The sequence below is a fragment of the Belnapia sp. genome (assembly GCF_059504005.1).
The window spans coordinates 30,799-57,026 of sequence record NZ_JCACHU010000089.1 but is presented as its reverse complement, the minus strand read 5'-3'; the positions used below and the strand labels follow the sequence as shown (position 1 = coordinate 57,026).

The following is a 26,228-nucleotide window of genomic DNA, read 5'->3' as shown; positions in this document are numbered from 1 at the left end:
ACGGCTTCGGGGGCTATTCCCCCTCCCATGCTCGACTTCAGCGCCCTCCGCATCCTCGTCCTCGGCGATGCCATGCTCGACCGCTTCCTCTATGGCGAGGTGGAGCGGATCTCGCCGGAGGCGCCGGTGCCGGTGCTGCGCCAGCGCCGGCTGATGGCGATGCCGGGCGGCGCCGGCAACGTGGCGCGCAACATCACTGCCCTTGGCGCCCGGGCGGTGCTGGTCGGGCTGCTCGGGCGGGATACGGCGGGGGCGGAGTTCCGCGCCCTGCTCGGCGCTGATCCGGGGATCGAGGATCGGATGGTCGAGAGCCCAGGCCGCCCGACCATCTGCAAGATGCGCATCATCGCCGGCACGCAGCAGGTCGTCCGCGTCGATGACGAGGCGACCAGCCCCGCCGATGCGGCGGAGGCGGAGGCGATGCTGGCGGCGGTGCGGGCCGCGCTGCCCGGGTGCCAGGCGATGATCCTCTCGGATTATGCCAAGGGCGTGCTCTCGCCCCCGGTCATCGCCGAGGCGATCGCGGCGGCGCGGGCGCAGGGCATCCCGGTCCTCGTCGATCCGAAGAGCGAGGATTTCCGCATCTATCGCGGCGCCGATTGCGTGAAGCCCAATGCGCGGGAGCTGGCCCGGGCCACCCGCATGCCGGTCGGCACGCAGGCGGAGGTGGCGGCGGCCGCCGAATGGGTAATGACGGAGGCGGGGCTCGCCGCCCTGCTCTGCACCCGCGCCGGCCATGGGATGGTGCTGGTCCGCGCCGGGGCGGGGGCGAGCAGCGTGCCGGCCCTGGCGCGGGAGGTCTTCGACGTCTCCGGCGCCGGGGACACGGTCATTGCGACCCTCGCGCTGGTCCATGCTTCCGGCCAGCCGCTGGAGGAGGCGATGCGCATCGCCAATGCCGCGGCCGGGATCGTGGTCGGCAAGCTCGGCACCGCGACGGTCGGCGTCGACGAGCTCTCCCACGCGCTGCGGGCCGAGAGCGGCTCCGCCCCGGATGAGGGCGCGCTGCTGGACCGGGCGGCGGCGCGGCGGCTCGTGGCGGAATGGCGGGCGCACGGGCTGCGCGTCGGCTTCACCAACGGCGTCTTCGACATCCTCCATGCCGGGCATGTGGCCTCGCTGCGCGCGGCGCGGCGGCGCTGCGACCGGCTGGTGGTGGCGCTGAACTCGGATGCGAGCGTCAGCCGGCTCAAGGGCCCGACGCGGCCGGTGAACCCGCTCGCCGACCGCGCGGCCGTGGTCGCGGGCCTCGCCTCGGTCGATGCGGTGCTCGCCTTCGAGGAGGACACGCCGATCGAGCTCATCCGCCTGCTGCTGCCGGATGTGCTGATGAAGGGCGGCGATTACACCAAGGAGACGGTGGTGGGCGCCCGCGAGGTGGAAGCGGCCGGCGGCGAGGTGGTGCTGCTCGACCTGCTGCCGGGGCGCTCGACCACGGGGATCATCGCCCGGGCCAGAACCTAGATGTTTGGTCCCGGGATTTGGTGGTGCGGGTCATGGGTGAACCTGGACGGCTCCTCCGTGCAGGCTTTGCAGATGGCTTCGTAGGGGGTGAGGCCGCGTAGGGTCTTCAGCCGACGTGCAAAGTTATAGGCGGCGACGAAGTCGGCGAGATGCTGGCGGAGCTGCTCGTGGCTCTCGTAGTAGAATCGCTTCACCGTGGCCTCTTTGATGGTGCGGTTCATGCGCTCGACCTGACCATTGGTCCATGGGTGCCGAGGCTTGGTGAGCCTGTGCTCGATATCGAGCTCGGCGCAGGCGAATTCGAAGTCGTGGCAGAGGAATGGCTGCTGGCTCGCCGGCAACTGCTTGATGTCCTCGGCGTCCAGCCATCGCCTGTCGGCTCGGTGAAGTGCGTGCCGTTGTCGGTGAGCACGGTGTGGATCCTGTAGGGAACGGCTGCGGCGAGCGCCCGGAGGAAGTTAGCTGCGACACGCCGCGTGGCCTTCTCGTGCAGCTCGACGAAGGCGAACTTCGAAGTCCTGTCGACGGCAACGAAGAGGTGAAGCTTGCCCTGCTCCGTCCGGACCTCGGCGATGTCGATGTGGAAATAGCCGATGGGGTAGCGCTTGAACTTGGATCGGCTCGGCTTGTCGCCCTCGGTGTCCGGCAACCGGCTGATGCCGTGGCGCTGGAGGCAGCGATGCAGGCTGGAGCGGGTAAGGTGCGGCAGGGTGGGCTGGAGGGCATAGAGGCAGTCGTCGAGTGGCAACAGCGTGTGACGGCGGAAGGCAACGACGACGGCCTCGTCCTCGGCCGACAGGACCGTTGGCCTGGGCTCTTGGGGACCGGTGCGCAGGTCGGAGACGGAGGTGCGCCTCCGCCACTTGGCCACGGTCTTCGGGTTGATCCCGTAGCGCCTGGCGAGCCCTCTCAGGCTCTCTTGACTATGCTGTATCGCTCGACGGACCGCCGCTGTCGTTGTGGCGCTCCCATGGTGAACCTGACCCATAGCGCGTCCTTCCACGCCTGCTGGAAGACTGCACCATCAAACCCTGGGATCAAACATCTAGCGCTTCAGGAGGACCGTCCCCAGCACGTCCAGCACCTTCGCCCCGTCTGCGGCGCGATGGGCGGTGAAGCGCAGCTTGGCGACGCCGCGGTCGGGCTTGCTGCGGCTCGGCGTCAGCTCTTCCACCAGGCCGGAGACGCGCAGCACGTCGCCCGGCCGCACCGGCGCCGGCCAGGCGATCTCCATCCCCGCCCCGCCCATCGAGACCTTCGCCAGCAGGCCGGTGCGGATCATGGTGGCGAAGGCGGCCGAGAGCGTGTGCAGGCCGGAGGCGATCAGCCCGCCGAAGGGCCCCTCCGCCGCCGCCGCCTCGTCCACATGGAAGGGCTGCGGGTCGAAGCGGCGGCCGAAATCGAGGATCTCGTCGCGCGTCATCTCCAGCGTGCCGAAGTCGAAGCGCTGGCCGACCTCGAGCTCGTCAAAGGAGGCGATGGGCGCGAGGCTCACATCAGCACCTGCATGTCGCCATCGACCGAGAGGGACTGGCCGCTGATCGTCGCCCCGAAGGGCGAGCAGAGGTAGAGCGCCATGTTGGCGATGTCCTGCGGCGTCACGTAGCAGCGGAGCGAGACGGGGCGGAGCGCCTCCGCCTCCTGCTCGGCGAAGCTGCGGCCATTCGCCTGGGCCTTGGCCTCCAGCACGCGGCGGATGCGGTCGCCGGCGACCAGGCCGGGGAGGATGGCATTCACCCGGATCCGCTCCGGCCCGAGCTCGATGGCGAGCGACTTGGTGAAACCGATGACGCCCCATTTCGCCGCCGCATAAGGGCTGCGCAGCGGGAAGCCGAATCGTCCCGCCGCCGAGGACAGGTTGACGATGGAGCCGCCGCCGGCCGCCCGCAGCGCCGGCACCGCCCGCCGGGCGCAGTGGAACATGGCCTCGAGGTCGATCTTCAGCGTGCGGCTCAGCGCCTCTGGCGCCACGTCCTCGACGCGGGCGGTGGGGCCGGCGATGCCGGCATTGTTCACCAGCACGTCGAGGCCGCCGAGACGTGCCACCGCCTCGTCGACGAAGCCCTCGCAACCCTCGACGCTCTCCATGTCGGCCAGCATCGAGGGGTGCGGCGAGGCGGCCAGCGCCTCGCGGTCGACGTCGCAGAGGAAGACCTTCGCGCCGCAACTGGCGAACCCGTCCGCCATGGCCCGGCCGATGCCGCCGGCCCCCGCGGTGATCGCCACCCGCAACCCATCGAGCCGCACCGTGAGCGGCGCCGTGTTGCCTTGCATCATCCCTCTCCTACCGGATGGCCGCGGCCAGCTGGCCGCCGAGCATCTGGAGCTGCTGCTCCTCCACCGCCGGCACGCCGGCCGGGAGGCTCATCCGCAGCTTCAGGAAGCGGCGCCCCGCGAGGCCGAGGCAGACATAGCTGTCGGACTTGCTGCCGCCGTCGAAGGCGAGGGTCAGCGCCTCGCAGCGCATCGCCTCGGCGCCCGAGGGCAGGGTGATGACCGGCCCGGGCTGGCGCGCCTCGACGCGGTAGCGGCGCATCGGGCCGAGCATCTCGATCTCGCGCGTGGCCTGGCTCAGCTCGGCGGCGAGGCTCTCCGCCGTCGCGCCGCCGGGGATGGCGCGGTCGTAGATGTAGAGGGTCGCAACGCCCGGCCCGCCGAGCGAGGGGCGGTACTCCGCCGCCGCGCCGAGGCCGGCGCCGTTCGGCCTCGCCTCGAAATCCGTCACATTGGCGCGGCGCCAGCCAGAGGCCTCGGCCGGCAGGCCGGCGATGCGCTGCAGGGGCGTCTCGGCAGCCTTCGCCTCCTGGCTCGCCCCCTGGGGGGCAGCGGCGGGAAGGGCGATCAACAGAAGGAGGGCGACGAGCGGACGGGTCATGCGGCAGGCTAGGCACCCCGGCCTCCGCCCGGCAAGCTCCCTGGCATGCGCGTCCTGATCCTTGCCCTGCTGCTGCTCCTTCCCGGCCTGGCACCCGGACGCGCCACGGGGGCGGAGCTGAAGCTGGCGAGCTGGAACATCGCCTGGCTCACCACCCGCACGGCGCTCCTGCCGCGGGACCGGCGGCCGCGGGAGCGGGGCGACCTGGCCCGCCTCGCCGAGTATGGGCGGCGGCTCGATGCCGACATCATCGCCCTGCAGGAGGTGGACGGGCCGGAGGCGGCGGCGCTGCTGCTCGACCCGAAGGCCTATGCCTTCCACTTCCCCGAGGAGGAGGACCTGCAGCGCTCCGGCTTCGCCATCCGGCGGGGCCTGCGTGTCATCCGCAACCCGGACCTCGCAGCGCTCGACCTCAATCCTGAGGCCCACCGTTCGCTCCGCCGCGGCACGGACGTCACCGTGGAGGCGGGCGGGGCCCGGCTGCGGCTGCTTTCGCTGCACCTCAAGGCCGGATGCAGCAGCGGCCGGCTGGAGCGGGAGGAGCCGGATTGCGAGCAGCTGGCCCGGCAGGGCGAGATCCTCGCCGGCTGGATCGCGGCGCGGCGGCGGGAGGGCGTGGCCTTCACCCTGCTCGGCGACTTCAACCGCAGCTTCGAGGCGCCGGGCGAGCCGCTGTACCGCCGGCTCGAATCGGCGGCGCCGCTGACGCGGGTGACGGCGGGCACCTCCAACCCCTGCTGGGCCGGACCGCGGGGCGGGCGGGCCTTCATCGACCACATCCTGCTCGGCGGCCCGGCGCGCGAATGGCTGGTGCCCGGGAGCCTCCGCGTCCTGGTCTATGCCGAGCAGGGGCGCGACTGGCGCGAGCGGCTGTCGGACCACTGCCCGCTCAGCATCCGCCTGGCGGTGCCTTGAGGAGATAGACCATGGATGCCAAGCAGCGCCGCAAGCTGGTCGCCCGCTACCGGGTGGAGCAGGGCAAGGGCTTCCACCTCAAGGACTGGGACAGCGGCGACACCGCCGGGCTCGACCTTGGCAAGGAGAAGGCGGCGGAGCTGCTGCAGGAGGGGGTGGAGCGCCTTTCCGGCCTGCAGGACATGCTCTACGCGCAGGACCGCTGGGCGGTGCTCTGCCTCTTCCAGGCGATGGACGCGGCGGGGAAGGACGGCGCGATCAAGCACGTCTTCACCGGCGTCAACCCGCAGGGCTGCCACGCCACCAGCTTTAAGGCGCCAGGGCCGGTGGAGCTCGACCACGACTTCCTCTGGCGGCATATGCAGGCGCTGCCGGGGCGGGGGCAGATCGGCATCCACAACCGCTCCTGGTACGAGGAGGTGCTGGTCGCCCGCGTCCATCCTGAGGTGCTGGAGCGGCAGAAGCTGCCCGCCGCGCTGCGGACCAGGCGCATCTGGGAGGAGCGGCTGGCCGACATCGCCGCCTTCGAGGGTTATCTCGGCCGGCAGGGTGTGGTGGTGGTGAAGTTCTTTCTCCATCTCGGCCGTGACGAGCAGCGGGAGCGCTTCCTGAAGCGGATTGAGGAGCCGGAGAAGAACTGGAAATTCGAGTTCGGCGACATCGCCGAGCGGCGCCACTGGGACGCCTACCAAGAGGCCTACGAGAAGGCGATCCGGGCGACGGCGACGCCGGCGGCACCCTGGTACGTCGTCCCAGCGGACAACAAGTGGTTCACCCGGCTGGTGGTGGCGGAGGCGCTGGCGCAGACGCTCGAGTCGCTCGACCTGCACTACCCGGCGGTGACCGAGGAGGAGCGCGCGCGGCTCGAGGAAGGCCGAAGGGAACTGGGCTGAGGCCTTGACCCGCGCCGCGCCGATTGCGACCTATGCGGTGTGAGGGACCTCTTCCCCGTCGGCCGCGACGATGACCGTCTCTGGGCCGTCTACGCCACGGTCGGGCGCACCAACCGCGTGGCCGATGTGTATCGGAGCCGCGCCGCGGCGCTGGCCGACCGCGACTGGCGGGCGCAGCAGGTGAAGGCCTATGAGGACTTCCTCCGCCGCAGCCGCCAGCCGGTGCCGCATTACAGCGTGGCACCCATCACCCGGGCCGAGCTGCCGCGGAAATGGACCCCGCTGCCGGCCCTGGGCTTCCTCCGCGGCCAGTTCATCTGAGGCGGGGGAAGGCCCGGATCAGGCCTCCCTGAGGGCCCTCGGCCACCGGCCGCCCAGCAGCAGCGCCAGCATCGCGACATAGGTCGTCGCCCCGCAGCCGCCGATCATGACGATCGCCGTCAGCGCCGGCTTGCCCTGCACATGCTCGGCGACCAGCAGGGCCACCGCCGCCATGGCGGCGGTCGCCACCAGCGGGATCATGAGCTGCGCCCCCAGCCAGCGCAGCGGCCGGTCCAGCGCGCGCAGGCCGAGGATCACCTGCAGGGGCACCACCGCGAGCGTCCCGCCCACCCAGCAGACCGCCGCCCCGGCGGCATCCGTCGGCCGGATGATCAGCAGCGCCGCCAGCGGCACGGAGAAGGCGATGAGCTGGGTGATGAGGTTCATCCGCGTCCGGCCGAGCGCCAGCCAGAGCGCCGGCGCCGGGCCGATGAGGAAGGCCGGCACCGCCGCCAGCGCCACCAGCCGCGCCGGCTCGGCCGCCGCTACCCAGGGCCCGCCCATCAGCAGGGTGACGAGCTGCGGCGCGGTGATGGCGAGGCCCACCGCGATCGGCAGGCCGATCAGCGCCTGGAGCTGCGCCAAGTCGCCATAGCATTCGGCCATCGCATCCCGGTCATGCTGCAGGGCGGAGAGGCGCGGCATGGCAAGGCGGGAGGAGGCGCCGGCCACTACCGACATGGAGACGTCGAGCAGGCGGAAGGCGATGTGCGTCACCGCCACCACCGTCTCCGCCACCAGCGTGCCGAGGACGAGGATGAAGATGCGGTAGCGCCCGTTCAGCACCAGCAGCGCCAGGATCTGCGGCCCGGCAATGGGCCAAAGGTCGTTGATCGCCGCGCGGTCGAGCATCAGCCGCGGCCGCCAGCCGGACAGCAGGCTGAGCAGGAGGAAGACGCTGAGCGTCGCCGCCGCCTGCTGCACCACCATTGCCCAGGAGCCCCAGCCGGCATGGGCGGCGAGCATGCCGAGCCCGACCGAGAGCGGCTGGCAGATCAGCACCCGCTGCGCCAGCAGCCGGTAGCGTCGCGCCCGCAGCGCCAGCGCCGCCATCAACCCGGAGCAGGCGGAGAAGGGCAGCAGCAGCGCCAGCACATGGATCATGTCGGTGAGGATCGGCGCGCCGATGGCATGCGCGATCAGCGGCGCGGCAAGGCCGAGGCCGACCAGCGCGATCAGCGCCACGCCTATGGTCGCCCAGAGGGCGGAAGACCGGTGCCGCTCCTCCAGGTCCCGCCGCTGCAGCAGCGCGTCGCCGAAGAGGGCGGCGATCGGGAAGTCGATGGTGAGGAAGGCGCTGGCCGCGATCGCCCCGATGCCCGCCGCCTCCGGCCCGATCAGCCGGGCGATGAAGAGCAGGCCGACCAGGGAGAAGGCGGCCGCGCCCAGCGTCTCCGCCGCCACCCAGGCGGGCGAGCCCGGGCCGGGAAGCGCCCGTCGCCCCCCCCCGATCATCGGCCGCCCTTGCCCGCTGCCGCCAAGGGCGAAGCCCGGTCCTCGTTCGTCAACCGCGCCATTCCTTGCGCCATCCATGTCCTCGGTGTTCCATGCATATTAATAGAGTATTCGGCGAGATGCATTCGTTGCGGCCCGGCGCGGGTCAGATGTTCAGGCGGTTGAAGATCGGTGTCGGCAGCAGCCGGATGATGGTCATCACTGGCCACCAGATGCCGGGCAGGTAGGCGCTGCCCCCGCCCTTCCCCGCCCGTCGCCAGGCCGCCGCTGCGAAGCCGCGGGGCGAGGCCATGAAGGGCAGCTTCGGCAGGGCCCAGGTCATGGCCGTATCCACCGGCCCGGCCTTGATGCAGAGCACCCGGACGCCGGCGCCCGACAGCCGGGCCGCATAGCCTTGCAGATAGACGAGCAGCGCCGCCTTGGTGGCGCCGTAGAGGAAATTGCGCTTCCGCCCCCTGTCGCCGGCGACCGAGCCGAGCGCCACCACCCTGCCGCCCCGCTGCGCCTCGAGCACCGGGGCGAGCGCGCCGAGCACCGAGGCGGCGCCGGTGAAATTGGCCTCGACCATGCCGGCGGCGACTGCCGGGTCAGCATCCGCCTCCGCCTGGTCCGGCATGACGCCGAAGGCGAGAAAGACGTTGAGCAGGCCATCGCCCGCCCGGCGCCGGCACTCGGCGACGAATCCGGCATGGCTGGCGAGGTCGCCCGCCTCGAAGCGCATCGGCATGGCCGCCACGCCGTGGCGGATGGCGAGGTCGGCGGCCTGGCGATCCAGATCCTCCATGTCGCGCCCGGCGAGCAGCAGCGCCGCGCCATGCGAGGCCGCCTCCCGCGCGAAGGCCCGCGCCACCGCCGAGGAGGCGCCGAGGATCAGCCAGGTCTCGCTCACAGGCCGAGCCTCCGCGCCATGTCGGAGGACAGCCGCCGGTCGGGATCGACCCGCTCGCGCACCGCCCGGAACTCAGCGGTCCGCGGATACATGGCGGCGAAGCCCTCGGCCGAGAGCAGGCTGTCCTTCGCCAGGTAGATCCGCCCGCCGGCATCGCGGGTGATGCGCTCCAGCCGTGCGAAGAGGGCCTCGCTGCCCGGCCGGGCAGGGATGTCGAGCGCCAGCGAGTAGCCGGGCATGCCGAAGGACAGCATCCCCTGCCCTTCCGGCCCCATCACCTTCAGCACGGCGAGGAAGGAGGCGGCGCCGCCCTCCGCCACCGTCTCCAGCAGCCGGCGCAGCGCCGCCTCGCCGGGCCCGGGCGGCACCACGCACTGGAACTGGCGGAAGCCCTGCTTGCCATACATGCGGTTCCACCCCTCGACCGCGTCGAGCGGGTAGAGGAACTGCCGGTAGGGCACCGTCACCTCCTGGCCGGAGGGCGGCACGCGGCGCCAGTAAAGCTCGTTGAAGGCGCGGACGCTCATGCCGTTCAGCAGCCAGCCCGGCGCATCGACGGGGAAGCGGCGTGCCCTGGGCGGGCGGGCCTCGAGCCCCGCCTCGCTCGGCTCCGCTGTCTCCAGCACGCCGCGGCCGAGCGAGGCGCCGCCCGCCAGCGCATCGATCCAGCCGACCGACCAGGTCGCGCCGGCGGCGGCCTCGAAGCCGGCGAGGAAGTCGTCGAGGTCCCGCACCCGCCGCCGGTGTACCGTGAGCGCATTGGAGGGGACGCGCATCAGGCGGAGGCAGAGCGCGGCGATGAGGCCGGTGAGGCCGATGCCGCCAACCGTCGCCTGGAACAGGGCCGGGTCGCCCTCCGGCGAGACGCGCTGCATCCGCCCATCGGGCAGCAGCAGGTCGAACCAGCGCACATGGTCGCCGAAGCTGCCGGCCTGGTGGTGGTTCTTGCCGTGCACGTCATTCGCCAGCGCGCCGCCGAGCGTCACATGGGAGGTGCCCGGCGAGACCGGCGCCGCGAAGCCGCGCGGCAGGAAGACCTCGAGCAGGTCGGCGAAGGTGACGCCCGGCTCCGCCATCAGCTCGGCCGTCGCCGGATCGAAGCCGAGGATGCGGTCGAGCCGCCCGGTGACGACCACCGCGCCATCGGTGTTGAGCGCCGCGTCGCCATAGCTCCGCCCGCCGCCATGGGCGATGAGCGTCCGCCCCTCCGGCGCATCGAGAGCGGCCTGCAGCTCGCGCAGCCGCTCCGGCCGCGCGGCGAGGCAGGGGCTGAGGCTCGAACGGCCCCAGCCCTGCAACGACGTCTGCTTCCAGCCAATGGTGCGCATTGCCGCGCGCGCGGCCAGCGTATCGGGCATGCCTTCCTGTCCTACAGCGCCAGGACGATGGCGGTGGCGGCGACCGTGCCGATGCCCCAGGACCAGGGATCGCGCAAGGCGAACACCACCGGATCATGCTGCAACTGCTTGCGATGCGCGAGCAGCCAGATGCGCATCAACCAGAGGGCGACCGCCCCGGGCGCGACATAGAGCCAGGCAGGATGCGAGTACATGCGCGACGGCAGCGCGTCGTTGGCGACATAGAGGATCATGATCTGCAGGGCGCCGAGCCCTGCCGCCGCGCCGAAGCCGAGCGTCAGCGGCCAGTCCTCCACTTCCCAGCCGCGCCGGGCGAGGCCGCCGCCGTCGCGCGCCTCCATGAGCTCGCAATGCCGCTTGGCGAGCGCGAGGGAGAAGAAGAAGAAGCTGGCAAAGGCGACGAGCCAGGGCGAATAGGGGACGTCGGCGAGCTCGATCCCGAGGCAGAGCCGCATGGTGAAGAGCGCGGCGATGGTCAGCGTGTCGACGAGCGCGATGCGCTTCAGCCCGCCGGAATACAGCAGCGACAGGCCGCAATAGCCGATGATGGCGACGGAGAGCATCGGCCGGAACAGCAGCGGCGCCAGTAGCGCGAAGACGATCAGCCCGATCGCGGCCGCCAGCGCATGCAGCGGTCGGATGCGGCCCGAGGCGATGGCGCGATGCCGCTTCTTGCGGTGCTGCCGGTCGGCGTTGAGGTCCGCCAGGTCGTTCAGTAGGTAGGTGCCCGAGGCGGCGAGGCTCAGCAGCAGCATGCCGAGCACGCAATGAAGGATCGCCGTCGAATCGTGCAGCTTGTGCCCGAGCAGCAGGGGCACCAGCACCAGGACGTTCTTCGACCACTGATGCAGGCGCAGCGCCCCGAGCCAGGTGCGCAGCCTCGAGCCCTCGGGCGGGAATTCGGCGATGACGGCCGGGTTGAGGCCCCGCGCGGCGGCCGCGGTGGCGGCGCTGGCATTGACCAGCACGATCTCGGAGGCGGCGGCGAAGACCGGCAGGTCGTGCTGGCTGTCGCCGGCATAGGCGAAGCCTCCGGGGAAGGAGCGGCGGAGGAACTCCGCCTTCTCCTCGCTGCGCAGGTTGCGCGTGCCGTCGCTGCCGGTCGCGCTGCGGAACAGGCCGAGATGCGCGGCGACCGCATCGGCGATCGCCTGGTCGGCGGCGGTGACAAGATGCAGTTCGCGGCCGAGGCTATGCTGCTCGCGCAGCCAGTCGAGGAAGGGCTGCCGCAGCGGCAGCCCCGCCGCATTGGCCGGCGCCTGGCGGCTGACGCGGCGCTTGAAGGCGGCGCGGCCTTCCGGCAGGCTGCGCAATAGGCCGGGGAAGGCGCCCGGGCTGCGCAGCAGCGCTTCTACCAGCCCTTCATGCAGCGTATCGGTCGCCAGAAGCGTCCCGTCGAGATCGACGGCCAGCGGCAGAAGCCGCTTCGTTCCAGGGAGCGCCTCGCTCGTCTGCACGCCTTGCATTCAGCAACCCGATCATTTGACGCAGTGCAAAATCCCACCCGCCCCCCGTTTCGGGTAATGCCATTGGCGTGAGACCCGTGCCATCACGCAGAAACGTCCCGGTTTGGACACCAAGGATTGACCGTTTTTTCGCCGGCTGCATGCAACCCTGGCGCGCCGGCATTACGATGTGCGCGCGCAACGCAAAGTGACTGCCTCCCCGGCGTCGAAAGGGCGACGCGACCTTTCCTTCACATGCCTATCACACCTATTTTCCGGCGACTTCCGGGACATGATGGCGGATGCGGGATACGGTCACTGCCGAGGTGAGGATGACAGCGACACACCCGGGCGGGGCGGCACCGCCATCCGCCGGACGCGTGCCGAGCGTCACCGCTTGCCTGGTCACGCATGACCGGCCGCACTACGTGCGCACCTGCCTCGAGAGCCTGCGCCAGCAGACGGTCGGGTCCGACGGTTTCGACATCATCGTCGTCGACAGCTGCTGCAGCGCCTCGGTGAGCGAGGAACTGGCCAGCATGGTCGGGCCGCTGCCCAATGCGCGGCTGCTGCGCGTCGACCGCCCGGGCGCCAGCGCCGCGCGCAACCGCGGCGCCGAGGCCAGCGACGCGGATTTCATCGCCTATCTCGACGACGACGCGCTGGCGATGCCGGACTGGATCGAGCGCATCCAGGACGTCACCTCGCGGCGCGACCCGTGGCCCGGCGTGCTCGCCGGCCGCGTGCTGCCGGTCTGGGAGGCGCCGCTGCCGGACTGGTGGCCGGAAAGCCTGCGCGGCGTGCTCTCCATCATCGAATGGGAGGGCGAGGGCGAGTTCCGCACGCCGCAGGTGCCGCAGGGGCTCGAGCCCTACGGCGTCAACATGATCGTGCAGCGCCGGCCGCTGCTCGAGATGGGCGGCTTCGCCGACCGCCTCGGGCGCGTCGGCAAGCTGCTGCTCTCCGACGAGGATGTTCAGGTCGGCTGGCGCCTGCAGGACCGCGGCTTCTCCGCCTGGTACGACAGCCGGATCGTGGTCCGTCACCAGATCCAGGCGAAGCGCCTGCGGCCGGAATGGCTGCTCGACCGGCTCTACTGGCAGGGCGCCTCGACGGTCGCCACGCGGCGCATCCTCGGCGCCCCCGGGCAGGTCTGGCGCGAGCTGCCGCGCCGCCTCGCCGTGGAGGCCATCACCCTGCCGACGGCGCTGCTGCCGCCGGGCAGCACGGCGCTGCTCGGGCTGCGCTGGCGCCTCGCCTATGCGCGCGGCTTCACCCGCATGGCGCTGATGGGCGAGCACAGGAAGCGCACGCTGCCGGCCCGGCTGCTGCGCGCGCTGCTGCGGCGCGATGCCGAGCCGATCATCCCGACCCTCGACATCGGTGCCCGCGCCGATGAAGCCGGCAAGACGCATCGATGACCGAGCCTGCCCTGACCGTCTTCTTCGCCACCCGCAACCGGGCGCAGGCCATTCCCCGCGTGCTGGAAGCCTTCACCGGGCTTGATTCGCCCGAAGGCGGCTGGAAGCTCGTCGTTATCGACAACGGCAGCGGCGACAACACGCCGGAGGTGCTGCAGGGCTTCGCCGGGCGGCTGCCGCTGACCATCCTCTCCTGCCCGAAGCCGGGCAAGAACCGCGCGCTGAACCTCGCCCTGCCGGAGCTCGCCGGCCGCCTCGCCGTCTTCACCGATGACGACGTGCTGCCGGATGCGGACTGGCTGGTCCGCCTGCAGGCGGCGGCCGACCAGCATTCCGAGGCGGACCTCTTCGGCGGCACGGTGCTGCCCGACTGGCCGCGGCCGAAGCCGGACTGGTTGTCGGAGGCGGTCGTCGAGTTCAGCGTGCTCTACGCGCAGCAGCGGCGGCCGAGCGGGCCCTGCGGCTTCGCCGACATCTTCGGCCCGAACATGGCGATCCGCGCCGACCTGTTCCGCGCCGGCACCCGCTTCGCCGAGCATGTCGGGCCGGACGGCACCAACCCGCTCTACGCCATGGGCAGCGAGACGGAGCTGCTGCGCCGGCTGGAGGCGGCCGGGCACCGCGGCTGGTTCGAGGCCTCGGCCCGCGTCCGCCACATCATCCGCCCGGAGCAGATGGAGGAGGGCTGGATCCTCGACCGCGCCTTCCGCTACGGCGTCGGCGAGGGCCGCAACTATGCCGGCGGCGGGACGCCAAAGGACATCCTCCGCCGCGTCGTCTACCGCGTCGCCGCGCAGGGGATGCGGCTGATGCCGCCCTCGCCGCGGCGCCTGCGCATCCGCTACCGCGACCGCTGGCTGGCCGGCGTCGCCGCCGGGCGGCCGGCGAGTCCGGAGAATGCCGCGCCGCGCTGAGGCCGCCCTGCCCGGCCGCGATGCATCGCCAAGCGTTCCATCGCTTGACGCGCGCCGCCCCTCGCGCTCGCCTGCGCGCAGGAGGACACCATGGTCCCGACCCCCCGGCCCTTCCGCCTCGAGATTCCCGACCAGGCGATCGCCGATCTCAAAGCCCGCCTCGCCCTGACCCGCATGCCCGACCAGCCGCCGGGCGAGCCCTGGGCCACCGGCACGGATGTCGACTACCTGGGCGGGCTGCTCGCCTATTGGCAGACCGGCTTCAACTGGCGCCATGCCGAGGCGCGGCTGAACGCCTTCCCGCAATTCACCGTCCCCCTCCATGGCATCGACCTGCATTACCTGCACGTCCCCGGCCAGGGGCCGGCGCCGATGCCGCTGCTGCTGATGCATGGCTGGCCCGGCTCGGTCTTCGAGTTCCTCGACATCATCCCGCGCCTCACCGACCCGGCGCATTTCGGCGGCGATCCGGCGGATGCCTTCACCGTGGTCGTGCCCTCGCTGCCCGGCTACGGCCTTTCCTTCCGCCCCGGCCAGCCGCGCTTCCCGATCGAGGCGGTGGCGGATTGCCTCGCCCATCTGATGACCGGGGTGCTCGGCTATGAGCGATTCGGCGCGCAGGGCGGCGACTGGGGCGGCTTCACCGCCTCCCGCCTCGGCGTGGCGCATGCGGAGAAGCTGGTCGGCATCCATCTCAACCTGCTTTCCCTCCGCCCCGACCAGCCGCCGCCCGAAAACCCGACGCCGGAGGAGCGGCGCTACCTCGAGGAGGTTGCCTATTGGACGCGGGAGGAGACCGGCTACCAGTGGATCCAGGGCACGCGGCCGCAGACGCTCGCCTTCGCGCTGAATGACAGCCCGGCCGGCCTCGCCGCCTGGATCGTCGAGAAATTCCGCGCCTGGTCGGATTGCGACGGCGACGTGGAGAGCGTGCATCCGCGCGACCGCCTGCTCGCCAACATCGCCCTCTACTGGTTCACCGGCTGCATCGGTGCCTCCTTCTGGCCCTATTACGCGCGGCTGCACGGAGCCTGGCCGATCCCGGAGGGGCGCACGGTGGATGTGCCGATGGGCTATGCCGCCTTCCCGAAGGAGATCCGGCGCCCGCCCCGCAGCATCGCCGAGCGGACCTATACCGACATCCGCCGCTGGACGCCGATGGAGCGCGGCGGGCATTTCGCCGCCATGGAGCAGCCGGTGGCGCTGGCGGAGGAGATTGCCGCCTTCTTCCGGCCGCTGCGAGAGGGCGCCGCATGAAGGCCGTCGGCTATACCGAGCGCGGCCTGCCGATCGCCGACCCGCGCTCGCTCCAGGACCTCGACCTCCCGGCGCCGCCCGTGCCGGAAGGCCGCGACCTGCTGGTCCGGGTGCAGGCCGTCTCGGTCAATCCGCGGGATGCGAAGAGCCGGGCCGTCTTCGAGGCCTCGGCCGAGGCGCCCCGGGTGCTGGGCTACGACGCCTCCGGCATCGTCGAGGCGGTGGGGCCGGACTGCACGCTCTTCCGCCCCGGCGACGCGGTCTTCTACGCCGGCGTCCTCGACCGTCCGGGCTCCAATGCCGAGTTGCAACTGGTCGACGAGCGGATTGTCGGGCGCAAGCCCGCGACGCTCTCCCATGCCGCCGCGGCGGCCTTGCCGCTGACCACGCTGACCGCCTGGGAGATGCTGTTCGACCGGCTGGAGATCCCCCGTGGCGGTGGCGCAGGCGAGTCGCTGCTCATGCTGGGGGGCGCCGGCGGGGTGCCTTCCATCGCCATCGCCCTGGCGCGGGCGCTGACCTCGCTGCGGATCATCGGCACCGCCTCCCGCCCCGAGAGCACCGCCTGGGTGCGCGCGTGCGGGGCGCATGAGGTGGTAGACCACGGCCAGCCGCTCGCCGCGCAGGTGAAGGGCTTCGGCCCGGTGCGCTACGTCTTCTCGACCCATACCGATGCCGCCGCATGGGCCCAGATCGCCAAGCTGATCGCGCCGCAGGGCCGCTTCGGGCTGATCGACGACCCGGAGCCGCTCGACCTGCGTCTTGTCAAGTTCAAGAGCGTCTCAATCCATTGGGAGGCGATGTTCACCCGGCCGATGTTCCGCACCGCCGATATGGAGCGCCAGCACGCCATCCTGACCGAGGCGGCATCGCTGATCGACGGTGGCGTCCTGCGCCCGGCCGCGCCGGAGCATTACGGCCGGATCACCGCCGGGAACCTGCGCCGCGCCCATGCCGCCATCGGGGCGGGACGCGTGCGGGGCAAGATCGTGCTTGAAGGATTTTGACGGCAGGCTTGGGAGAGGCGAGGATGCTCGACGACGGCGCGGCCGAGGCCGCCGCGGCGCTGCTCTGGCAGCATTGGCGGGAGGGAACCCGCCTGCCCGCGCTCCCCGCCCCGATGCGGCCGGCGAGCCGGGCCGAGGGCTACGCGATTCAGGCCCGGCTGGAGGGCCGCGACGGGCGGCCGCTCTTCGGCTGGAAGATCGCCGCCACGAGCAAGGCCGGGCAGGCGCATATCGGGGTGGACGGTCCGCTCGCCGGCCGCATCCTCGCCAGCCGCGTCTTCGCCGATGGGGCCGCCGTGCCGCTCGGCGCCAATGCCATGCTGGTCGCGGAGCCGGAATTCGTCTTCCGCCTCGCGCGCGACCTGCCGCCGAGGCCGGCGCCCTATGCCGAGGCCGAGGTGATGGCGGCGGTCGGCGCGCTGCATCTCGGCATCGAGGTGCCGGACAGCCGCTTCGAGGACTTCGCCACGGCGGGCGGCCCGCAGCTCATCGCCGACAATGCATGCGCCCATCAGTTCGTCCTCGGCCCCGAGGCGCCGGCGGATTGGCGCGAGGTCGACCTCGCCGCCCATCCCGTCAGCGCGCAGGTCGGCGGGCGCTACGGGCGCGAGGGGATCGGGGCCAATGTGCTGGGCGACCCGCGCATCGCCCTGACCTGGCTGGCGAATGAGCTGGCGGGCCATGGGCCTGGCCTCGTTGCCGGGCATTATGTGACGACGGGCACCTGCATGGTGCCGCTCGAGATCCGGCCAGGGGATGCGGTTCGGGCGGAGTTCGGGCGGCTTGGCAGCGTCGGGGTTCGGTTTATAGCCTGAGGGGACGGATCAGCAGGACGCCGCCCATGGATGCCGACAGCTTCGACTATGTGATCGTGGGGTCGGGCGCCGCCGGCTCCGTCCTCGCCAACCGGCTGAGCGCCGACCCGCGCGTCACCGTCTGCGTGCTGGAGGCAGGGCCGCCGGACCGCAACCCCTTCATCCACATCCCCGCCGGCTTCATCAAGACGCTGGTCGACCCAGGCGTCACCTGGCAGTTCAAGACCGAGCCGCTGCCGATGACCGGGGGGCGGCGCATCAGCACCACGCAGGGGCGGACGCTCGGCGGCTCCTCCTCGGTCAACGGCATGGTCTACAACCGCGGCCAGCCGGCGGATCTCGACAACTGGGCGCAGCGCGGCAACCGCGGCTGGGGCTATGCGGACTGCCTGCCCTACTACCGGCGCAGCGAGAACCGCATCGGCGACGGCGACGAGTCGCGTGGGCGGAACGAGGACGGCATCCCCGTCACCGACATGGACTGGATCCACCCGGTCTCGGAGGCCTTCATCGAGGGCTGCGTCGGATTGGGCATCCCTCGCGCCCGCGACTACAACAGCGGCGACCAAGCGGGCGTCGGCTACTTCCAGCGGGCGATCCGCAACGGGCGGCGCGTCTCGGCGGCGCGGGCCTTCCTCAAGCCGGCCATGAAGCGGCCGAACCTCGAGGTGCGGACCAATGCGCGGGCCAGCGCCATCCTTTTCGAGAGCAAGCGCGCGGTCGGCATCCGCTACCTCGCCGCCCGCGGCGCCCCGCCGCGCGAGGTGCGGGCGCGGCGCGAGGTCATCCTCTCCGCCGGCACGGTGAACACGGCGCGGCTGCTGCAGGTCTCGGGCGTCGGCCCCGCCGACCTGCTGGAGCGGCTCGGCGTGCCCGTGGTGCACGCGCTGCGCGGCGTCGGCGCCAATTTCCGCGACCACTACGCCTCGCGCTTCGTCATGCGGGCGAAGCCGGGCGTCGAGACGCTGAACCAGCTCGGCCGCGGCGTGAAGCTCGGGATGCAGATCGCCCGCTGGGGGCTGCGCCGGCCGAGCATCCTGGCCGTCGCGCCCTCCCATGTGCATGTCTTCTGGAAGAGCTTCGAGGGGCTCGACGTGCCGGACCTGCAATGCGTCTTCACCCCCGGCTCCTATGTCGAGGGCAAAGTCTATGTGCTGGATGACTATCCGGGCGTCACCGCCGGCGCCTGGCAGCACCGGCCGGAGAGCACCGGCTGGGTCACCGCGCGCAGCACGGATGTCTTCGAGGACCCGGTGATCAACCCGAACTACCTCTCCGACCCGATGGATGTGCGCGTGCATCTCGGCGGCATGCGGCTGGTGCGGCGGATGCTGAACACGCCGGAGCTCAGCCGGTATCTCGAGGCCGAGACGCTGCCGGGGCCCCAGGCGCAGACGGATGACGAGCTGCTCGACTTCGCCAAGCGCAACGGCAGCACCACCTACCACCTGATCGGCACCGCCCGCATGGGGCCGGAGACCGACCCGACCGCGGTGGTGAACGACCGGCTGCTGGTGCATGGCATGCAGGCCTTGCGCGTCGTCGATGCCTCGATCATGCCGAGCATGCCCTCTGCCAACACCTATGCGACCACGCTGATGATCGCGGAGCGGGCGGCGGACTTCATCCTCGGGCGCCAGGCGGCGGAAGCCGCCTGACGGGTCCGGTCAGCGCTGCGCCGTGGTCACGGCGACGAAGTTCGCCGCGCTGTCCTCGGCCACGCGGAACCACTGGACCTGCTCCAGCCGGAACTTGTCCCAATGTTCGTGGATGCGCTTGAAGCGGGCATTCTGCGCGCCGAGCTCCGCGTAGAGCTCCTGCGCCGCCTTGTAGAGCGCCGCCATCACCTCCCGCGGATAGGGGCGGAGCTGGGTGCCGGCCGCCACCAGCCGCCGCAGCGCCGGCGGGTTCAGCACGTCGTATTTCGCCGTCGTCGCATGCCAGGCCTCGGCGCAGGCGGTCTCCAGCATGGACTGGTAGGGCTTCGGCAGCGCGTCCCAGACCCGCTGGTTGATCATGAAGTCGGTGCTGGGCCCGATCTCCTGGAAGCCGGGGTAGTAGTAGTATTTCGCCACTTGGCCGAAGCCGAGCTTCTCGTCGTCATAGGGGCCGATATACTCGGCGCCGTCGATCACGCCGCGCTCCAGCGCCGGGTAGATGTCGCCGGGCGCGATCTGCTGGGCGACGACGCCGAGCTTCGCCATGACGCTGCCGCCAAGCCCGGCGATGCGGAATTTCAGCCCTCGGAGGTCCTCCGGCGCGCGGATCTCCTTCTTCAGCCAGCCACCCATCTGTGCGCCGGTGCAGGCGGCGGGGATGGCGACCACGCCCTGGTCGCGGAACACCTCGCGCAGCTGGTCGCGCCCGCCGCCGTAGTTGAGCCAAGCGAACATCGCCCGGCTCGGCATCCCCCAGGGCAGGGTCGTGCTGATCGCCAGGCTCGGATCCTTGCCGAAGTAGAAGAGGCTGGAGGTGAAGCCGCACTCGACCGAGCCCTGCCCCACCGCATCCATGATCTGCAGCGCGGGCACGATCTCGCCGGGGCCGGAGACGGTGATCTCGAAGGCGCCGTCCGACATCTCCCGCACCCGGCGCGCCACGATCTCGGCCGCGCCGTAGAGGGTGTCGAGGGTCTTCGGGAAGCTGTTCGGGCAGCGCCAGCGGATGCGTGGCTGCGCGCTGGCGAGGTTGGGGGCGGCAAGCGAGGCGGCGCCGGCAAGACCGGCGATCCCGCCCGCGAGGATGCGGCGTTCCATGCGTATCTCCTCCCTGTGGAGCCCCTCGTGCCGGGGGCATGCGGGGAGGATAGGGTGCCGGCACCGTCCGTTGCTACCACGGAAGCGGCACTTTGAACCGGGCACGCATCCTGGCAAGCTGCGCCGCATGAGCAGCAACGCCCCGCGCCACATCCGCCTCACCTCCCACCCGGAGCCCCAGGCGCATCGCTGGCCGCTGCGCTGGGGGGCGGCGACGCCGGAGGTGCGCGGGCCGGTCATCGGCTCCGTCACCCGGCCCTCCGACCGCAACGTCATCGGCACCCATGGCGGGTCCTACTCGCTCTACCGGGCGCTCGCGGTCTCGGCCGGCGCCCTCTCGCCGCTGCAGCGGCCGGACCTCGCCAACACCCATCCGGTGACGGAGATCGGGCCCTATCCGCAATGGGGCGAGCCGGGGCGCATCGTCTCGCTCGACCCCTGGGGCCATGTCACCGGCCAGGCCTTCGGCCAGGCGATCGGCGAGGGCATCGACATCCGCCCGACCATCGCCATCACCCGCGCCCGGCTGAACATGGCGGAGCTGAACGCGCTGATCGGCGCCGGCGAGCTGGCGCCGGACGGGCAGGTGCTGCACCCGAATGGCGATGTCTCGGTCACCAAGGCGGCGATCGACCCGGTCTGGTGGCTTCCGGGGATTGCCGAGCGCTTCGGCGTCGCCGAGCACGACCTCCGTCGCACCCTCTTCGAGCAGACGGGGGGGATGTATCCGGAGCTGGTGACGCGGCCGGACCTCTCGGTCTTCCTCCCCCCCATCGGCGGCATCACCGCCTATATCTTCGGCGACCCGCGGGCGCTGGCGGACCGCCATACCCGCCTCGCCTGCCGGGTGCACGACGAGTGCAACGGCTCCGACGTCTTCGGCTCCGACATCTGCACCTGCCGGCCCTATCTCATCCAGGGGATCGAGGAGGGGGTGCGGGCGGCGCAGGAGGGCGGCGTCGGCCTCGTCGTCTACAACCGCAAGGAGGGGCGGGCGCTCGGCGAGGTGACGAAATTCCTCGTCTACAATGCCCGCAAGCGCCAGGAGGGCGGCGACCAGGCCGCCACCTATTTCGAGCGGACGGAATGCGTCGCGGGCGTGCAGGATGCGCGCTTCCAGCAGTTGATGCCGGATGTGCTGCACTGGCTCGGCGTGACGCGCATCCACCGCCTCGTCTCCATGTCCAACATGAAATACGAGGCGATGGTGGAGCAGGGCATCGAGGTGCTGGAGCGCATCCCCATCCCGCCCGACCGCATCCCGCCCGATGCCGCCGTGGAGATGGAGGCGAAGAAGGCGGCCGGCTACTTCGCCCCCGACGCGCCGAGCCCCGCCGACCTCGCCCGCACCGTCGGCCGGCCGCTGGAGAGCATGTGAGCGATCTCCTGACGCCGGAGGCGGTGCGGGAGCGGTGCGAGGCGCTCTTCGCCCTCGCCGAGGCGGGGCGGCTGGAGGGCTGGGTCCTCGATCTCGGCCGGCTGCCCGCCACCGCCGACTTCGTCGCGCAGGTGGTGCGGGAGAATTACCCGGACCTCGCCGTCCCCTTCCATGCCCGCTGGCGGCATTTCGCCGTGGGCGGCGTCGACCGCTGGGCCGCCTTCCCCCACCGCGACCCGCGGATGGCCTTCGACCTTGCCATCACCTCCGTCCTGCTCGATGCCGGCGCCGGCATGGCCTGGCGCTACCGCGAGGCGAAGACGGGCCAGGTCTTCGCCCGGTCGGAAGGCCTCGCCGTCGCCAGCTTCCGCATGATGATGGCTGGCGCCTTCGCCACCGACGGCCGCAGCGCGCGGGCGGATGCGGCGCGGCTTGCCACAATCACCACCGCCGACCTGGCCGCGGGCTTCCAGGTGAGCACGGACAATCCGCTGGTCGGCCTCGAGGGCCGCGCCGCCCTGCTGCGCCGCCTGGGCGAGGCGGTGCCCGGCCGCCCGGGCACGCTCTTCGACCATCTGGCGGCGGAGGCTGAGGGCGGTGCGCTGCCGGCGCGAGCGATCCTCATCGCCCTGCTCCACCGGCTCGGCCCGATCTGGCCGCATGGCGCCGATGCCTGGCCGCATCCGGCCATCGCGGACGGGCCGGTGCCCTTCCACAAGCTCTCGCAATGGCTCGCCTATTCGCTGATCGAGCCGCTGGAGGAGGCGGGCATCCGCGTCACCGCCATCGACGCGCTGACCGGCCTGCCGGAGTACCGCAATGGCGGCCTCTTCCTCGACATGGGCGTCATCCGCCTTGCCGACCCCACGGATGCCGGGCGCGAGCACGCGCCGGGCTCGCCGCTCATCGTCGGCTGGCGGGCGCTGACCGTCGCGCTGCTCGACCGGATCGCGCCGCTGGTCCGCGCGCGCCTCGGCGTCACCGCGGAGGCCTTCCCGCTGGCCCGCGTGCTGGAGGGCGGCACCTGGTGGGCCGGTCGGCGCCTCGCCGCCGAGCGCCGCGCCGATGGCGGCCCGCCGCTCCGCATCGCCAGCGATGGCACCGTCTTCTGAAGGGTTCCCGATGCGCCAGGTCCATGTCGTCCGCCACCCGCTGGTGCAGCACAAGCTCTCGCTGATGCGTAGCGCCGAGCGCTCCACCCAGGGCTTCCGCCGCCTGCTGAACGAGATCGGCATGCTGCTGGCCTATGAGGTGACGCGCGATCTGCCGCTGGAGGAGGTCGAGATCGAGACCCCTCTGGCCCGGATGAGGACGCCGATCCTCTCTGGCAAGAAGCTGGTCTTCGCCCCCATCCTCCGCGCCGGGATGGGCTTCGTCGACGGGATGCTGGACCTCGTCCCCTCGGCCCGCATCGCCCATATCGGCCTCTACCGCGACCCGAAGACCCTCCAGGCCGTCGAATACTACTTCAAGGCGCCGCCCGACGTGGCGGAGCGGCTGGTGATCGTCCTCGACCCGATGCTGGCCACCGCCAACAGCGCCGTCGCCGCGGTCGACCGGCTGAAGGAGCGCGGCTGCCACGAGCTGCGCCTCGTCTGCCTGCTCGCCGCGCCGGAGGGGATCGAGCGCTTCCACGGCGCCCATCCGGAGGTGCCGATCTGGACGGCCGCCATCGACAGCCATCTGGACGGCCATGGCTACATCGTCCCAGGCCTCGGCGATGCCGGCGACCGGATGTTCGGTACGCGGTAGCAACCGGCCGCTGGCGCCTTTTCACGACCACGTGTCACAAGGGTTGTGTTAACATTCGCACAGCATCGCTCAACTAGATTGCATATCTATAGGCCATGTCCCGTTCGTCGAAGCCATCCCGCCGCGGACGCCAATGTGCCGCCCTGCCCTTCCGGCAGGCGGAGGGCGAGATGCAGGTCCTGCTGGTCACCAGCCGGGAGACGCGGCGCTGGGTCCTGCCCAAGGGCTGGACCGAGAAATGCGGCCCCGCCCGCCAGGCCGAGCGCGAGGCCTATGAGGAGGCCGGCATCCGCGGCCGCATTGCCGAGAAGCCGATCGGCACCTACGCCTATCCGAAGCGGCTCCGCGACGGCGCCACCGTGACCTGCAAGGTGGATGTCTTCCCCCTTGCCGTCGAGGAGTTGCTGGAGGACTGGCCGGAGAAGGCGCAGCGCGAGCGCCGCTGGTTCCCCCTGGCCGAAGCCGCCAGCGCCGTGCAGGAGGGCAGCCTCGGCGCCCTCATGCTGGGCCTGGCCGGCTCCTGGACCCGTTCAGCCGCCTGATTCGCCCGCCGCGTCGAGGACGTGCAGCGCATAGGTGAAGGCGGCGCCCGCATTGAGCGCGACGGCGACGCCCATCGCCTCGGCCATCTCCGCCTTGCTGGCGCCGGCGACCTTCGCCTTCCGCACATGCGCGTCGATGCAGCCGTCGCAGCGCGTCGTGATGGCGACCGCGAGGGCGATCAGCTCCCGCGTCTTGGCATCCAGATGCTGCGTCGCCGCCGCGCCGCGGCTGAGCGCGCCGAAGCCCTTCACCAGCTCCGGATGCAGCTCGCTGAGCTCCTTGCCGCGTGCCCGCTCGGCGGCGTTGTAGGCATCCCAATCCTTGATGGCGCTCACTGGCTTCTCCCCGAATGAAAACGGGCGCGGAGGATGTCCCCCGCGCCCGTCCAGTCTCCGTCAGGATGGGGTGGAGCGCTACTCCACCGCCTCCGGCTCCTTCTCCGCCTCGCCATCGCCGGGCCCTTCCTCGGGCTTCGGCAAGGCGGGCGGCGCAGCCTCCTGGTAGTCGAAGGCCAGCGCGCCGTCGCGCAGGTTCACCTTCACCGAACCGCCCTTGGCGAGCTTGCCAAAGAGCAGCTCCTCGGCGAGCGGCTTCTTGATGTGCTCCTGGATGACGCGGGCCAGCGGCCGCGCACCATAGAGCGGGTCGTAGCCCTTCTCGGCCAGCCACTCCTTGGCCGCCGAGCTGAGCTCGATGGTCACGTTGCGGTCTGCGAGCTGGGCCTCCAGCTGCATCACGAACTTCTCGACCACCTGGCCGACGATTTCCTGCGACAGGCCGGAGAAGGGCACCACCGCATCCAGCCGGTTGCGGAATTCGGGGGTGAACATCCGCTGGATGGCCTCCGTATCCTCGCCCACCCGGACGCTGCTGCCGAAGCCGATGGCGGGCTTCGCCATGTCGGCCGCGCCGGCATTGGTAGTCATGATCAGGATCACGTTGCGGAAGTCGACCGTCTTGCCGTTGTGGTCGGTCAGCTTCCCGTGGTCCATCACCTGCAACAGGATGTTGTAGAGATCCTGATGCGCCTTCTCGATCTCATCAAGCAGCAGGACCGCATGCGGGTGCTGGTCGATGCTGTCGGTCAGCAGACCGCCCTGGTCGAAGCCGACATAGCCCGGGGGCGCGCCGATCAGCCGGCTGATCGAGTGCCGCTCCATGTACTCGGACATGTCGAAGCGGATCAGCTCGATGCCGAGGGTCTTCGCCAGCTGCTTCGCCACCTCGGTCTTGCCGACGCCCGTGGGGCCGGAGAAGAGGTAGTTGCCGATCGGCTTCTCCGCATCGCGCAGCCCAGCCCGGGACAGCTTGATGGCGGCGGACAGCGCCTCGATTGCCGCTTCCTGGCCGAAGACCATCGACTTCAGGTCGCGCTCGAGAGTCTTGAGCGTCTCCTTGTCGTCGTTGCTGACGGTCTTCGGTGGAATGCGGGCGATCTTCGCCACGATCTCCTCGACGTCCTTCAGCGTGACGGTCTTCTTCCGCTTGCCCTCGGGCTGCAGCATGCGGGAGGCGCCGACCTCGTCGATCACGTCGATCGCCTTGTCCGGCAGCTTCCGGTCATGGATGTACTTGGCCGAGAGCTCGACGGCGGCGCGGATCGCCTCCGGCGTGTAGCGGACCTTGTGGTGCTTCTCGTAGTTCGTCTTGAGCCCCTGGAGGATCTTCACCGCATCCTCGACCGTCGGCTCGTTGACGTCGATCTTCTGGAAGCGCCGGACGAGGGCCCGGTCCTTCTCGAAGTAGTTGCGGTATTCCTTGTAGGTGGTCGAGCCCACGCAGCGCAGCGTGCCCTGGGCCAGCGCCGGCTTCAGCAGGTTCGAGGCGTCCATCGCCCCGCCCGAGGTCGCACCCGCACCGATGACGGTGTGGATCTCGTCGATGAAGAGGATGGAGCCGGGCTGCTGCTCGAGCTCGTTGACGACGGCCTTCAGCCGCTCCTCGAAATCGCCGCGGTAGCGGGTGCCGGCGAGCAGGCTGCCCATGTCGAGCGCGTAGATGGTCGACTTGGCCAGCACCTCGGGCACGTCGCCCTCGATGATGCGCTTGGCCAGTCCCTCGGCGATCGCCGTCTTGCCGACGCCCGGGTCGCCCACATAGAGCGGGTTGTTCTTGGTGCGGCGGCAGAGGATCTGGATCGTCCGCTCGATCTCGTGGTCGCGGCCGATCAGAGGGTCGATCTTGCCCTGCTGCGCCTTCTTGTTGAGGTTGACGCAGTAGTTGGAGAGCGCGTCCTGGCCGCGGCCGCCACGCGGCTTCTCCTCCTTCTCCGGCTCCTCAGGCGCCTGGCTGGTGGTTGGCGTGCCCTGCACCGGGCGGTTGGCCGCGCGGCCGGGCGCCTTGGCGATGCCGTGGGAGATGAAGTTCACCGCGTCCAGCCGCGTCATGTCCTGTAGCTGCAGGAAGTAGACGGCATGGCTCTCCCGCTCGGAGAACAGGGCGACGAGCACATTGGCGCCCGTCACCTCGTCCCGGCCGGAGGACTGGACGTGAATGGCGGCGCGCTGGACGACGCGCTGGAAGCCGGCGGTCGGCTTCGGGTCGCCGGCACGCTCGGTCACGAGGCCCGCGAGGTCCTTGTCCAGGAACTCGGTCAGGTCACGCTTGAGCTTGTCGTTGTCGACGCCGCAGGCCCGCAGCACGGTGGCCGCGTCGGTGTCGTCGGTGAGGGCGAGAAGGAGGTGCTCCAGTGTCGCGTATTCGTGCCGGCGTTCATTGGCCAGGCCGAGGGCGCGGTGGAGCGTCTGCTCGAGATTGCGGGACAACATGC

Annotated in this window: 24 protein-coding genes and 1 pseudogene; 14 read left to right on the top strand and 11 right to left on the bottom strand. The window is 71.1% G+C overall.

All coding sequences use genetic code 11. From position 1 onward, the window contains the following. The first annotated feature begins 27 nt into the window (after positions 1-27). Positions 28-1,464 (top strand): D-glycero-beta-D-manno-heptose-7-phosphate kinase, encoded by a 1,437-nt coding sequence (gene rfaE1, locus AC5JJ1_RS13150; protein WP_495785555.1) that lies wholly within the window; start codon positions 28-30, stop codon positions 1,462-1,464. Here rfaE1 and AC5JJ1_RS13145 read toward each other — a convergent pair. The 4 genes and pseudogenes from AC5JJ1_RS13145 to AC5JJ1_RS13130 form a co-directional block, all read right to left on the bottom strand. Beyond that, a pseudogene (locus tag AC5JJ1_RS13145) lies at positions 1,461-2,452 on the bottom strand (IS481 family transposase). The gene rfaE1 and the pseudogene AC5JJ1_RS13145 sit on opposite strands and share 4 nt — an antisense overlap. A 57-nt stretch (positions 2,453-2,509) precedes the next feature. Next, positions 2,510-2,959: a MaoC family dehydratase gene (locus AC5JJ1_RS13140; protein WP_495785554.1), complete on the bottom strand. Its 450-nt coding sequence runs from the start codon at positions 2,957-2,959 to the stop codon at positions 2,510-2,512. Beyond that, positions 2,956-3,741 (bottom strand): SDR family oxidoreductase, encoded by a 786-nt coding sequence (locus AC5JJ1_RS13135; RefSeq protein ID WP_495785553.1) that lies wholly within the window; start codon positions 3,739-3,741, stop codon positions 2,956-2,958. The genes AC5JJ1_RS13140 and AC5JJ1_RS13135 overlap by 4 nt, the downstream gene beginning before the upstream one ends. A 7-nt stretch (positions 3,742-3,748) precedes the next feature. Next, entirely contained in the window at positions 3,749-4,339 is a 591-nt protein-coding gene (locus AC5JJ1_RS13130) for a hypothetical protein (protein ID WP_495785552.1), read from the bottom strand. 45 nt (positions 4,340-4,384) lie between these two features. Here AC5JJ1_RS13130 and AC5JJ1_RS13125 point away from each other — a divergent pair, with 45 nt between their 5' ends. The 3 genes from AC5JJ1_RS13125 to AC5JJ1_RS13115 are packed head-to-tail and all read left to right on the top strand — an operon-like array spanning position 4,385 to position 6,468. Further along, positions 4,385-5,254, top strand: a complete 870-nt coding sequence (locus AC5JJ1_RS13125; protein ID WP_495785551.1) for an endonuclease/exonuclease/phosphatase family protein — start codon at positions 4,385-4,387, stop codon at positions 5,252-5,254. An 11-nt stretch (positions 5,255-5,265) separates the two neighbouring features. Next, the gene (locus AC5JJ1_RS13120; protein ID WP_495785550.1) at positions 5,266-6,147 is read left to right on the top strand and encodes a polyphosphate kinase 2 family protein; all 882 of its coding nucleotides are present in this window, start codon (positions 5,266-5,268) and stop codon (positions 6,145-6,147) included. 39 nt (positions 6,148-6,186) lie between these two features. Next, the gene (locus AC5JJ1_RS13115) at positions 6,187-6,468 is read left to right on the top strand and encodes a hypothetical protein (protein ID WP_495748548.1); all 282 of its coding nucleotides are present in this window, start codon (positions 6,187-6,189) and stop codon (positions 6,466-6,468) included. 18 nt (positions 6,469-6,486) lie between these two features. On the opposite strand, the gene AC5JJ1_RS13110 is transcribed toward AC5JJ1_RS13115, so the two are convergent. From AC5JJ1_RS13110 to AC5JJ1_RS13095, 4 genes are all read right to left on the bottom strand, one after another. Continuing rightward, positions 6,487-7,923, bottom strand: coding sequence for an oligosaccharide flippase family protein (locus tag AC5JJ1_RS13110; RefSeq protein ID WP_495785549.1), 1,437 nt, complete (start codon positions 7,921-7,923; stop codon positions 6,487-6,489). Positions 7,924-8,068: 145 nt separating this feature from the next. Beyond that, a complete protein-coding gene (locus AC5JJ1_RS13105) occupies positions 8,069-8,812 on the bottom strand; it encodes an SDR family NAD(P)-dependent oxidoreductase (RefSeq protein ID WP_495785548.1) in 744 nt (247 codons plus the stop codon). Continuing rightward, complete coding sequence (locus AC5JJ1_RS13100; RefSeq protein ID WP_495785547.1) at positions 8,809-10,170, bottom strand: FAD-binding protein; 1,362 nt, start codon at positions 10,168-10,170, stop codon at positions 8,809-8,811. Before AC5JJ1_RS13100 ends, AC5JJ1_RS13105 begins: the two co-directional genes overlap by 4 nt. Before the next feature lie 11 nt (positions 10,171-10,181). After that, a complete protein-coding gene (locus AC5JJ1_RS13095) occupies positions 10,182-11,627 on the bottom strand; it encodes a UbiA family prenyltransferase (RefSeq protein ID WP_495785546.1) in 1,446 nt (481 codons plus the stop codon). Between the two features lie 320 nt (positions 11,628-11,947). Between AC5JJ1_RS13095 and AC5JJ1_RS13090 the strand changes: the two genes are divergently transcribed. The 6 genes from AC5JJ1_RS13090 (at position 11,948) to AC5JJ1_RS13065 (ending at position 18,687) form a co-directional block, all read left to right on the top strand. Continuing rightward, positions 11,948-13,036 carry a glycosyltransferase family 2 protein gene (locus tag AC5JJ1_RS13090; protein ID WP_495785545.1) on the top strand — a complete coding sequence of 363 codons (1,089 nt, stop codon included), beginning with the start codon at positions 11,948-11,950 and terminating at the stop codon, positions 13,034-13,036. Beyond that, entirely contained in the window at positions 13,033-13,950 is a 918-nt protein-coding gene (locus AC5JJ1_RS13085; RefSeq protein ID WP_495785544.1) for a glycosyltransferase family 2 protein, read from the top strand. Before AC5JJ1_RS13090 ends, AC5JJ1_RS13085 begins: the two co-directional genes overlap by 4 nt. Positions 13,951-14,040: 90 nt before the next feature. Then, positions 14,041-15,207 carry an epoxide hydrolase family protein gene (locus AC5JJ1_RS13080; RefSeq protein WP_495785543.1) on the top strand — a complete coding sequence of 389 codons (1,167 nt, stop codon included), beginning with the start codon at positions 14,041-14,043 and terminating at the stop codon, positions 15,205-15,207. Beyond that, on the top strand, positions 15,204-16,214 hold the full coding sequence (locus AC5JJ1_RS13075; RefSeq protein ID WP_495785542.1) for a zinc-binding alcohol dehydrogenase family protein: 1,011 nt from the start codon (positions 15,204-15,206) through the stop codon (positions 16,212-16,214). The genes AC5JJ1_RS13080 and AC5JJ1_RS13075 overlap by 4 nt, the downstream gene beginning before the upstream one ends. A 23-nt stretch (positions 16,215-16,237) precedes the next feature. Continuing rightward, positions 16,238-17,029 carry a 2-keto-4-pentenoate hydratase gene (locus AC5JJ1_RS13070; RefSeq protein ID WP_495785541.1) on the top strand — a complete coding sequence of 264 codons (792 nt, stop codon included), beginning with the start codon at positions 16,238-16,240 and terminating at the stop codon, positions 17,027-17,029. A gap of 26 nt (positions 17,030-17,055) precedes the next feature. Beyond that, complete coding sequence (locus tag AC5JJ1_RS13065) at positions 17,056-18,687, top strand: GMC family oxidoreductase (RefSeq protein ID WP_495785540.1); 1,632 nt, start codon at positions 17,056-17,058, stop codon at positions 18,685-18,687. Between the two features lie 9 nt (positions 18,688-18,696). Here AC5JJ1_RS13065 and AC5JJ1_RS13060 read toward each other — a convergent pair whose 3' ends face one another. Further along, a complete protein-coding gene (locus AC5JJ1_RS13060; protein ID WP_495785539.1) occupies positions 18,697-19,785 on the bottom strand; it encodes a TRAP transporter substrate-binding protein in 1,089 nt (362 codons plus the stop codon). Positions 19,786-19,912: 127 nt separating this feature from the next. On the opposite strand from AC5JJ1_RS13060, the gene AC5JJ1_RS13055 reads away from it, so the two are divergent. The 4 genes from AC5JJ1_RS13055 to AC5JJ1_RS13040 all read left to right on the top strand — a co-directional run bounded on the left by AC5JJ1_RS13055 (position 19,913) and on the right by AC5JJ1_RS13040 (position 23,457). Further along, positions 19,913-21,163: a GTP cyclohydrolase II gene (locus AC5JJ1_RS13055; RefSeq protein ID WP_495785538.1), complete on the top strand. Its 1,251-nt coding sequence runs from the start codon at positions 19,913-19,915 to the stop codon at positions 21,161-21,163. Next, positions 21,160-22,275, top strand: coding sequence for a URC4/urg3 family protein (locus AC5JJ1_RS13050; protein WP_495785537.1), 1,116 nt, complete (start codon positions 21,160-21,162; stop codon positions 22,273-22,275). The genes AC5JJ1_RS13055 and AC5JJ1_RS13050 overlap by 4 nt, the downstream gene beginning before the upstream one ends. 10 nt (positions 22,276-22,285) lie before the next feature. Further along, positions 22,286-22,915: a uracil phosphoribosyltransferase gene (gene upp, locus AC5JJ1_RS13045; protein ID WP_495785536.1), complete on the top strand. Its 630-nt coding sequence runs from the start codon at positions 22,286-22,288 to the stop codon at positions 22,913-22,915. Positions 22,916-23,010: 95 nt separating this feature from the next. Beyond that, positions 23,011-23,457 carry an NUDIX hydrolase gene (locus AC5JJ1_RS13040; protein WP_495785535.1) on the top strand — a complete coding sequence of 149 codons (447 nt, stop codon included), beginning with the start codon at positions 23,011-23,013 and terminating at the stop codon, positions 23,455-23,457. On the opposite strand, the gene AC5JJ1_RS13035 is transcribed toward AC5JJ1_RS13040, so the two are convergent. Both AC5JJ1_RS13035 and clpA read right to left on the bottom strand, forming a co-directional pair. Then, on the bottom strand, positions 23,446-23,784 hold the full coding sequence (locus AC5JJ1_RS13035; RefSeq protein ID WP_495785621.1) for a carboxymuconolactone decarboxylase family protein: 339 nt from the start codon (positions 23,782-23,784) through the stop codon (positions 23,446-23,448). The two genes, AC5JJ1_RS13040 and AC5JJ1_RS13035, sit on opposite strands and share 12 nt — an antisense overlap. An 87-nt stretch (positions 23,785-23,871) precedes the next feature. After that, positions 23,872-26,226: an ATP-dependent Clp protease ATP-binding subunit ClpA gene (gene clpA, locus AC5JJ1_RS13030; protein ID WP_495785534.1), complete on the bottom strand. Its 2,355-nt coding sequence runs from the start codon at positions 26,224-26,226 to the stop codon at positions 23,872-23,874. Between the last annotated feature and the right edge of the window lie 2 nt (positions 26,227-26,228).

Coding starts and splice junctions, on each gene's coding strand:
- AC5JJ1_RS13065 (WP_495785540.1), top strand. CDS start 17,056: ATGGATGCCGACAGCTTCGACTATGTGATCGTGGGGTCGGGCGCCGCC.
- AC5JJ1_RS13110 (WP_495785549.1), bottom strand. CDS start 7,923: ATGATCGGGGGGGGGCGACGGGCGCTTCCCGGCCCGGGCTCGCCCGCC.
- AC5JJ1_RS13125 (WP_495785551.1), top strand. CDS start 4,385: ATGCGCGTCCTGATCCTTGCCCTGCTGCTGCTCCTTCCCGGCCTGGCA.
- AC5JJ1_RS13085 (WP_495785544.1), top strand. CDS start 13,033: ATGACCGAGCCTGCCCTGACCGTCTTCTTCGCCACCCGCAACCGGGCG.
- upp (WP_495785536.1), top strand. CDS start 22,286: ATGCGCCAGGTCCATGTCGTCCGCCACCCGCTGGTGCAGCACAAGCTC.
- AC5JJ1_RS13055 (WP_495785538.1), top strand. CDS start 19,913: ATGAGCAGCAACGCCCCGCGCCACATCCGCCTCACCTCCCACCCGGAG.
- AC5JJ1_RS13120 (WP_495785550.1), top strand. CDS start 5,266: ATGGATGCCAAGCAGCGCCGCAAGCTGGTCGCCCGCTACCGGGTGGAG.
- clpA (WP_495785534.1), bottom strand. CDS start 26,226: ATGTTGTCCCGCAATCTCGAGCAGACGCTCCACCGCGCCCTCGGCCTG.
- AC5JJ1_RS13100 (WP_495785547.1), bottom strand. CDS start 10,170: ATGCCCGATACGCTGGCCGCGCGCGCGGCAATGCGCACCATTGGCTGG.
- AC5JJ1_RS13040 (WP_495785535.1), top strand. CDS start 23,011: ATGTCCCGTTCGTCGAAGCCATCCCGCCGCGGACGCCAATGTGCCGCC.
- AC5JJ1_RS13070 (WP_495785541.1), top strand. CDS start 16,238: ATGCTCGACGACGGCGCGGCCGAGGCCGCCGCGGCGCTGCTCTGGCAG.
- AC5JJ1_RS13135 (WP_495785553.1), bottom strand. CDS start 3,741: ATGATGCAAGGCAACACGGCGCCGCTCACGGTGCGGCTCGATGGGTTG.
- AC5JJ1_RS13130 (WP_495785552.1), bottom strand. CDS start 4,339: ATGACCCGTCCGCTCGTCGCCCTCCTTCTGTTGATCGCCCTTCCCGCC.
- rfaE1 (WP_495785555.1), top strand. CDS start 28: ATGCTCGACTTCAGCGCCCTCCGCATCCTCGTCCTCGGCGATGCCATG.
- AC5JJ1_RS13080 (WP_495785543.1), top strand. CDS start 14,041: ATGGTCCCGACCCCCCGGCCCTTCCGCCTCGAGATTCCCGACCAGGCG.
- AC5JJ1_RS13090 (WP_495785545.1), top strand. CDS start 11,948: ATGACAGCGACACACCCGGGCGGGGCGGCACCGCCATCCGCCGGACGC.
- AC5JJ1_RS13075 (WP_495785542.1), top strand. CDS start 15,204: ATGAAGGCCGTCGGCTATACCGAGCGCGGCCTGCCGATCGCCGACCCG.
- AC5JJ1_RS13060 (WP_495785539.1), bottom strand. CDS start 19,785: ATGGAACGCCGCATCCTCGCGGGCGGGATCGCCGGTCTTGCCGGCGCC.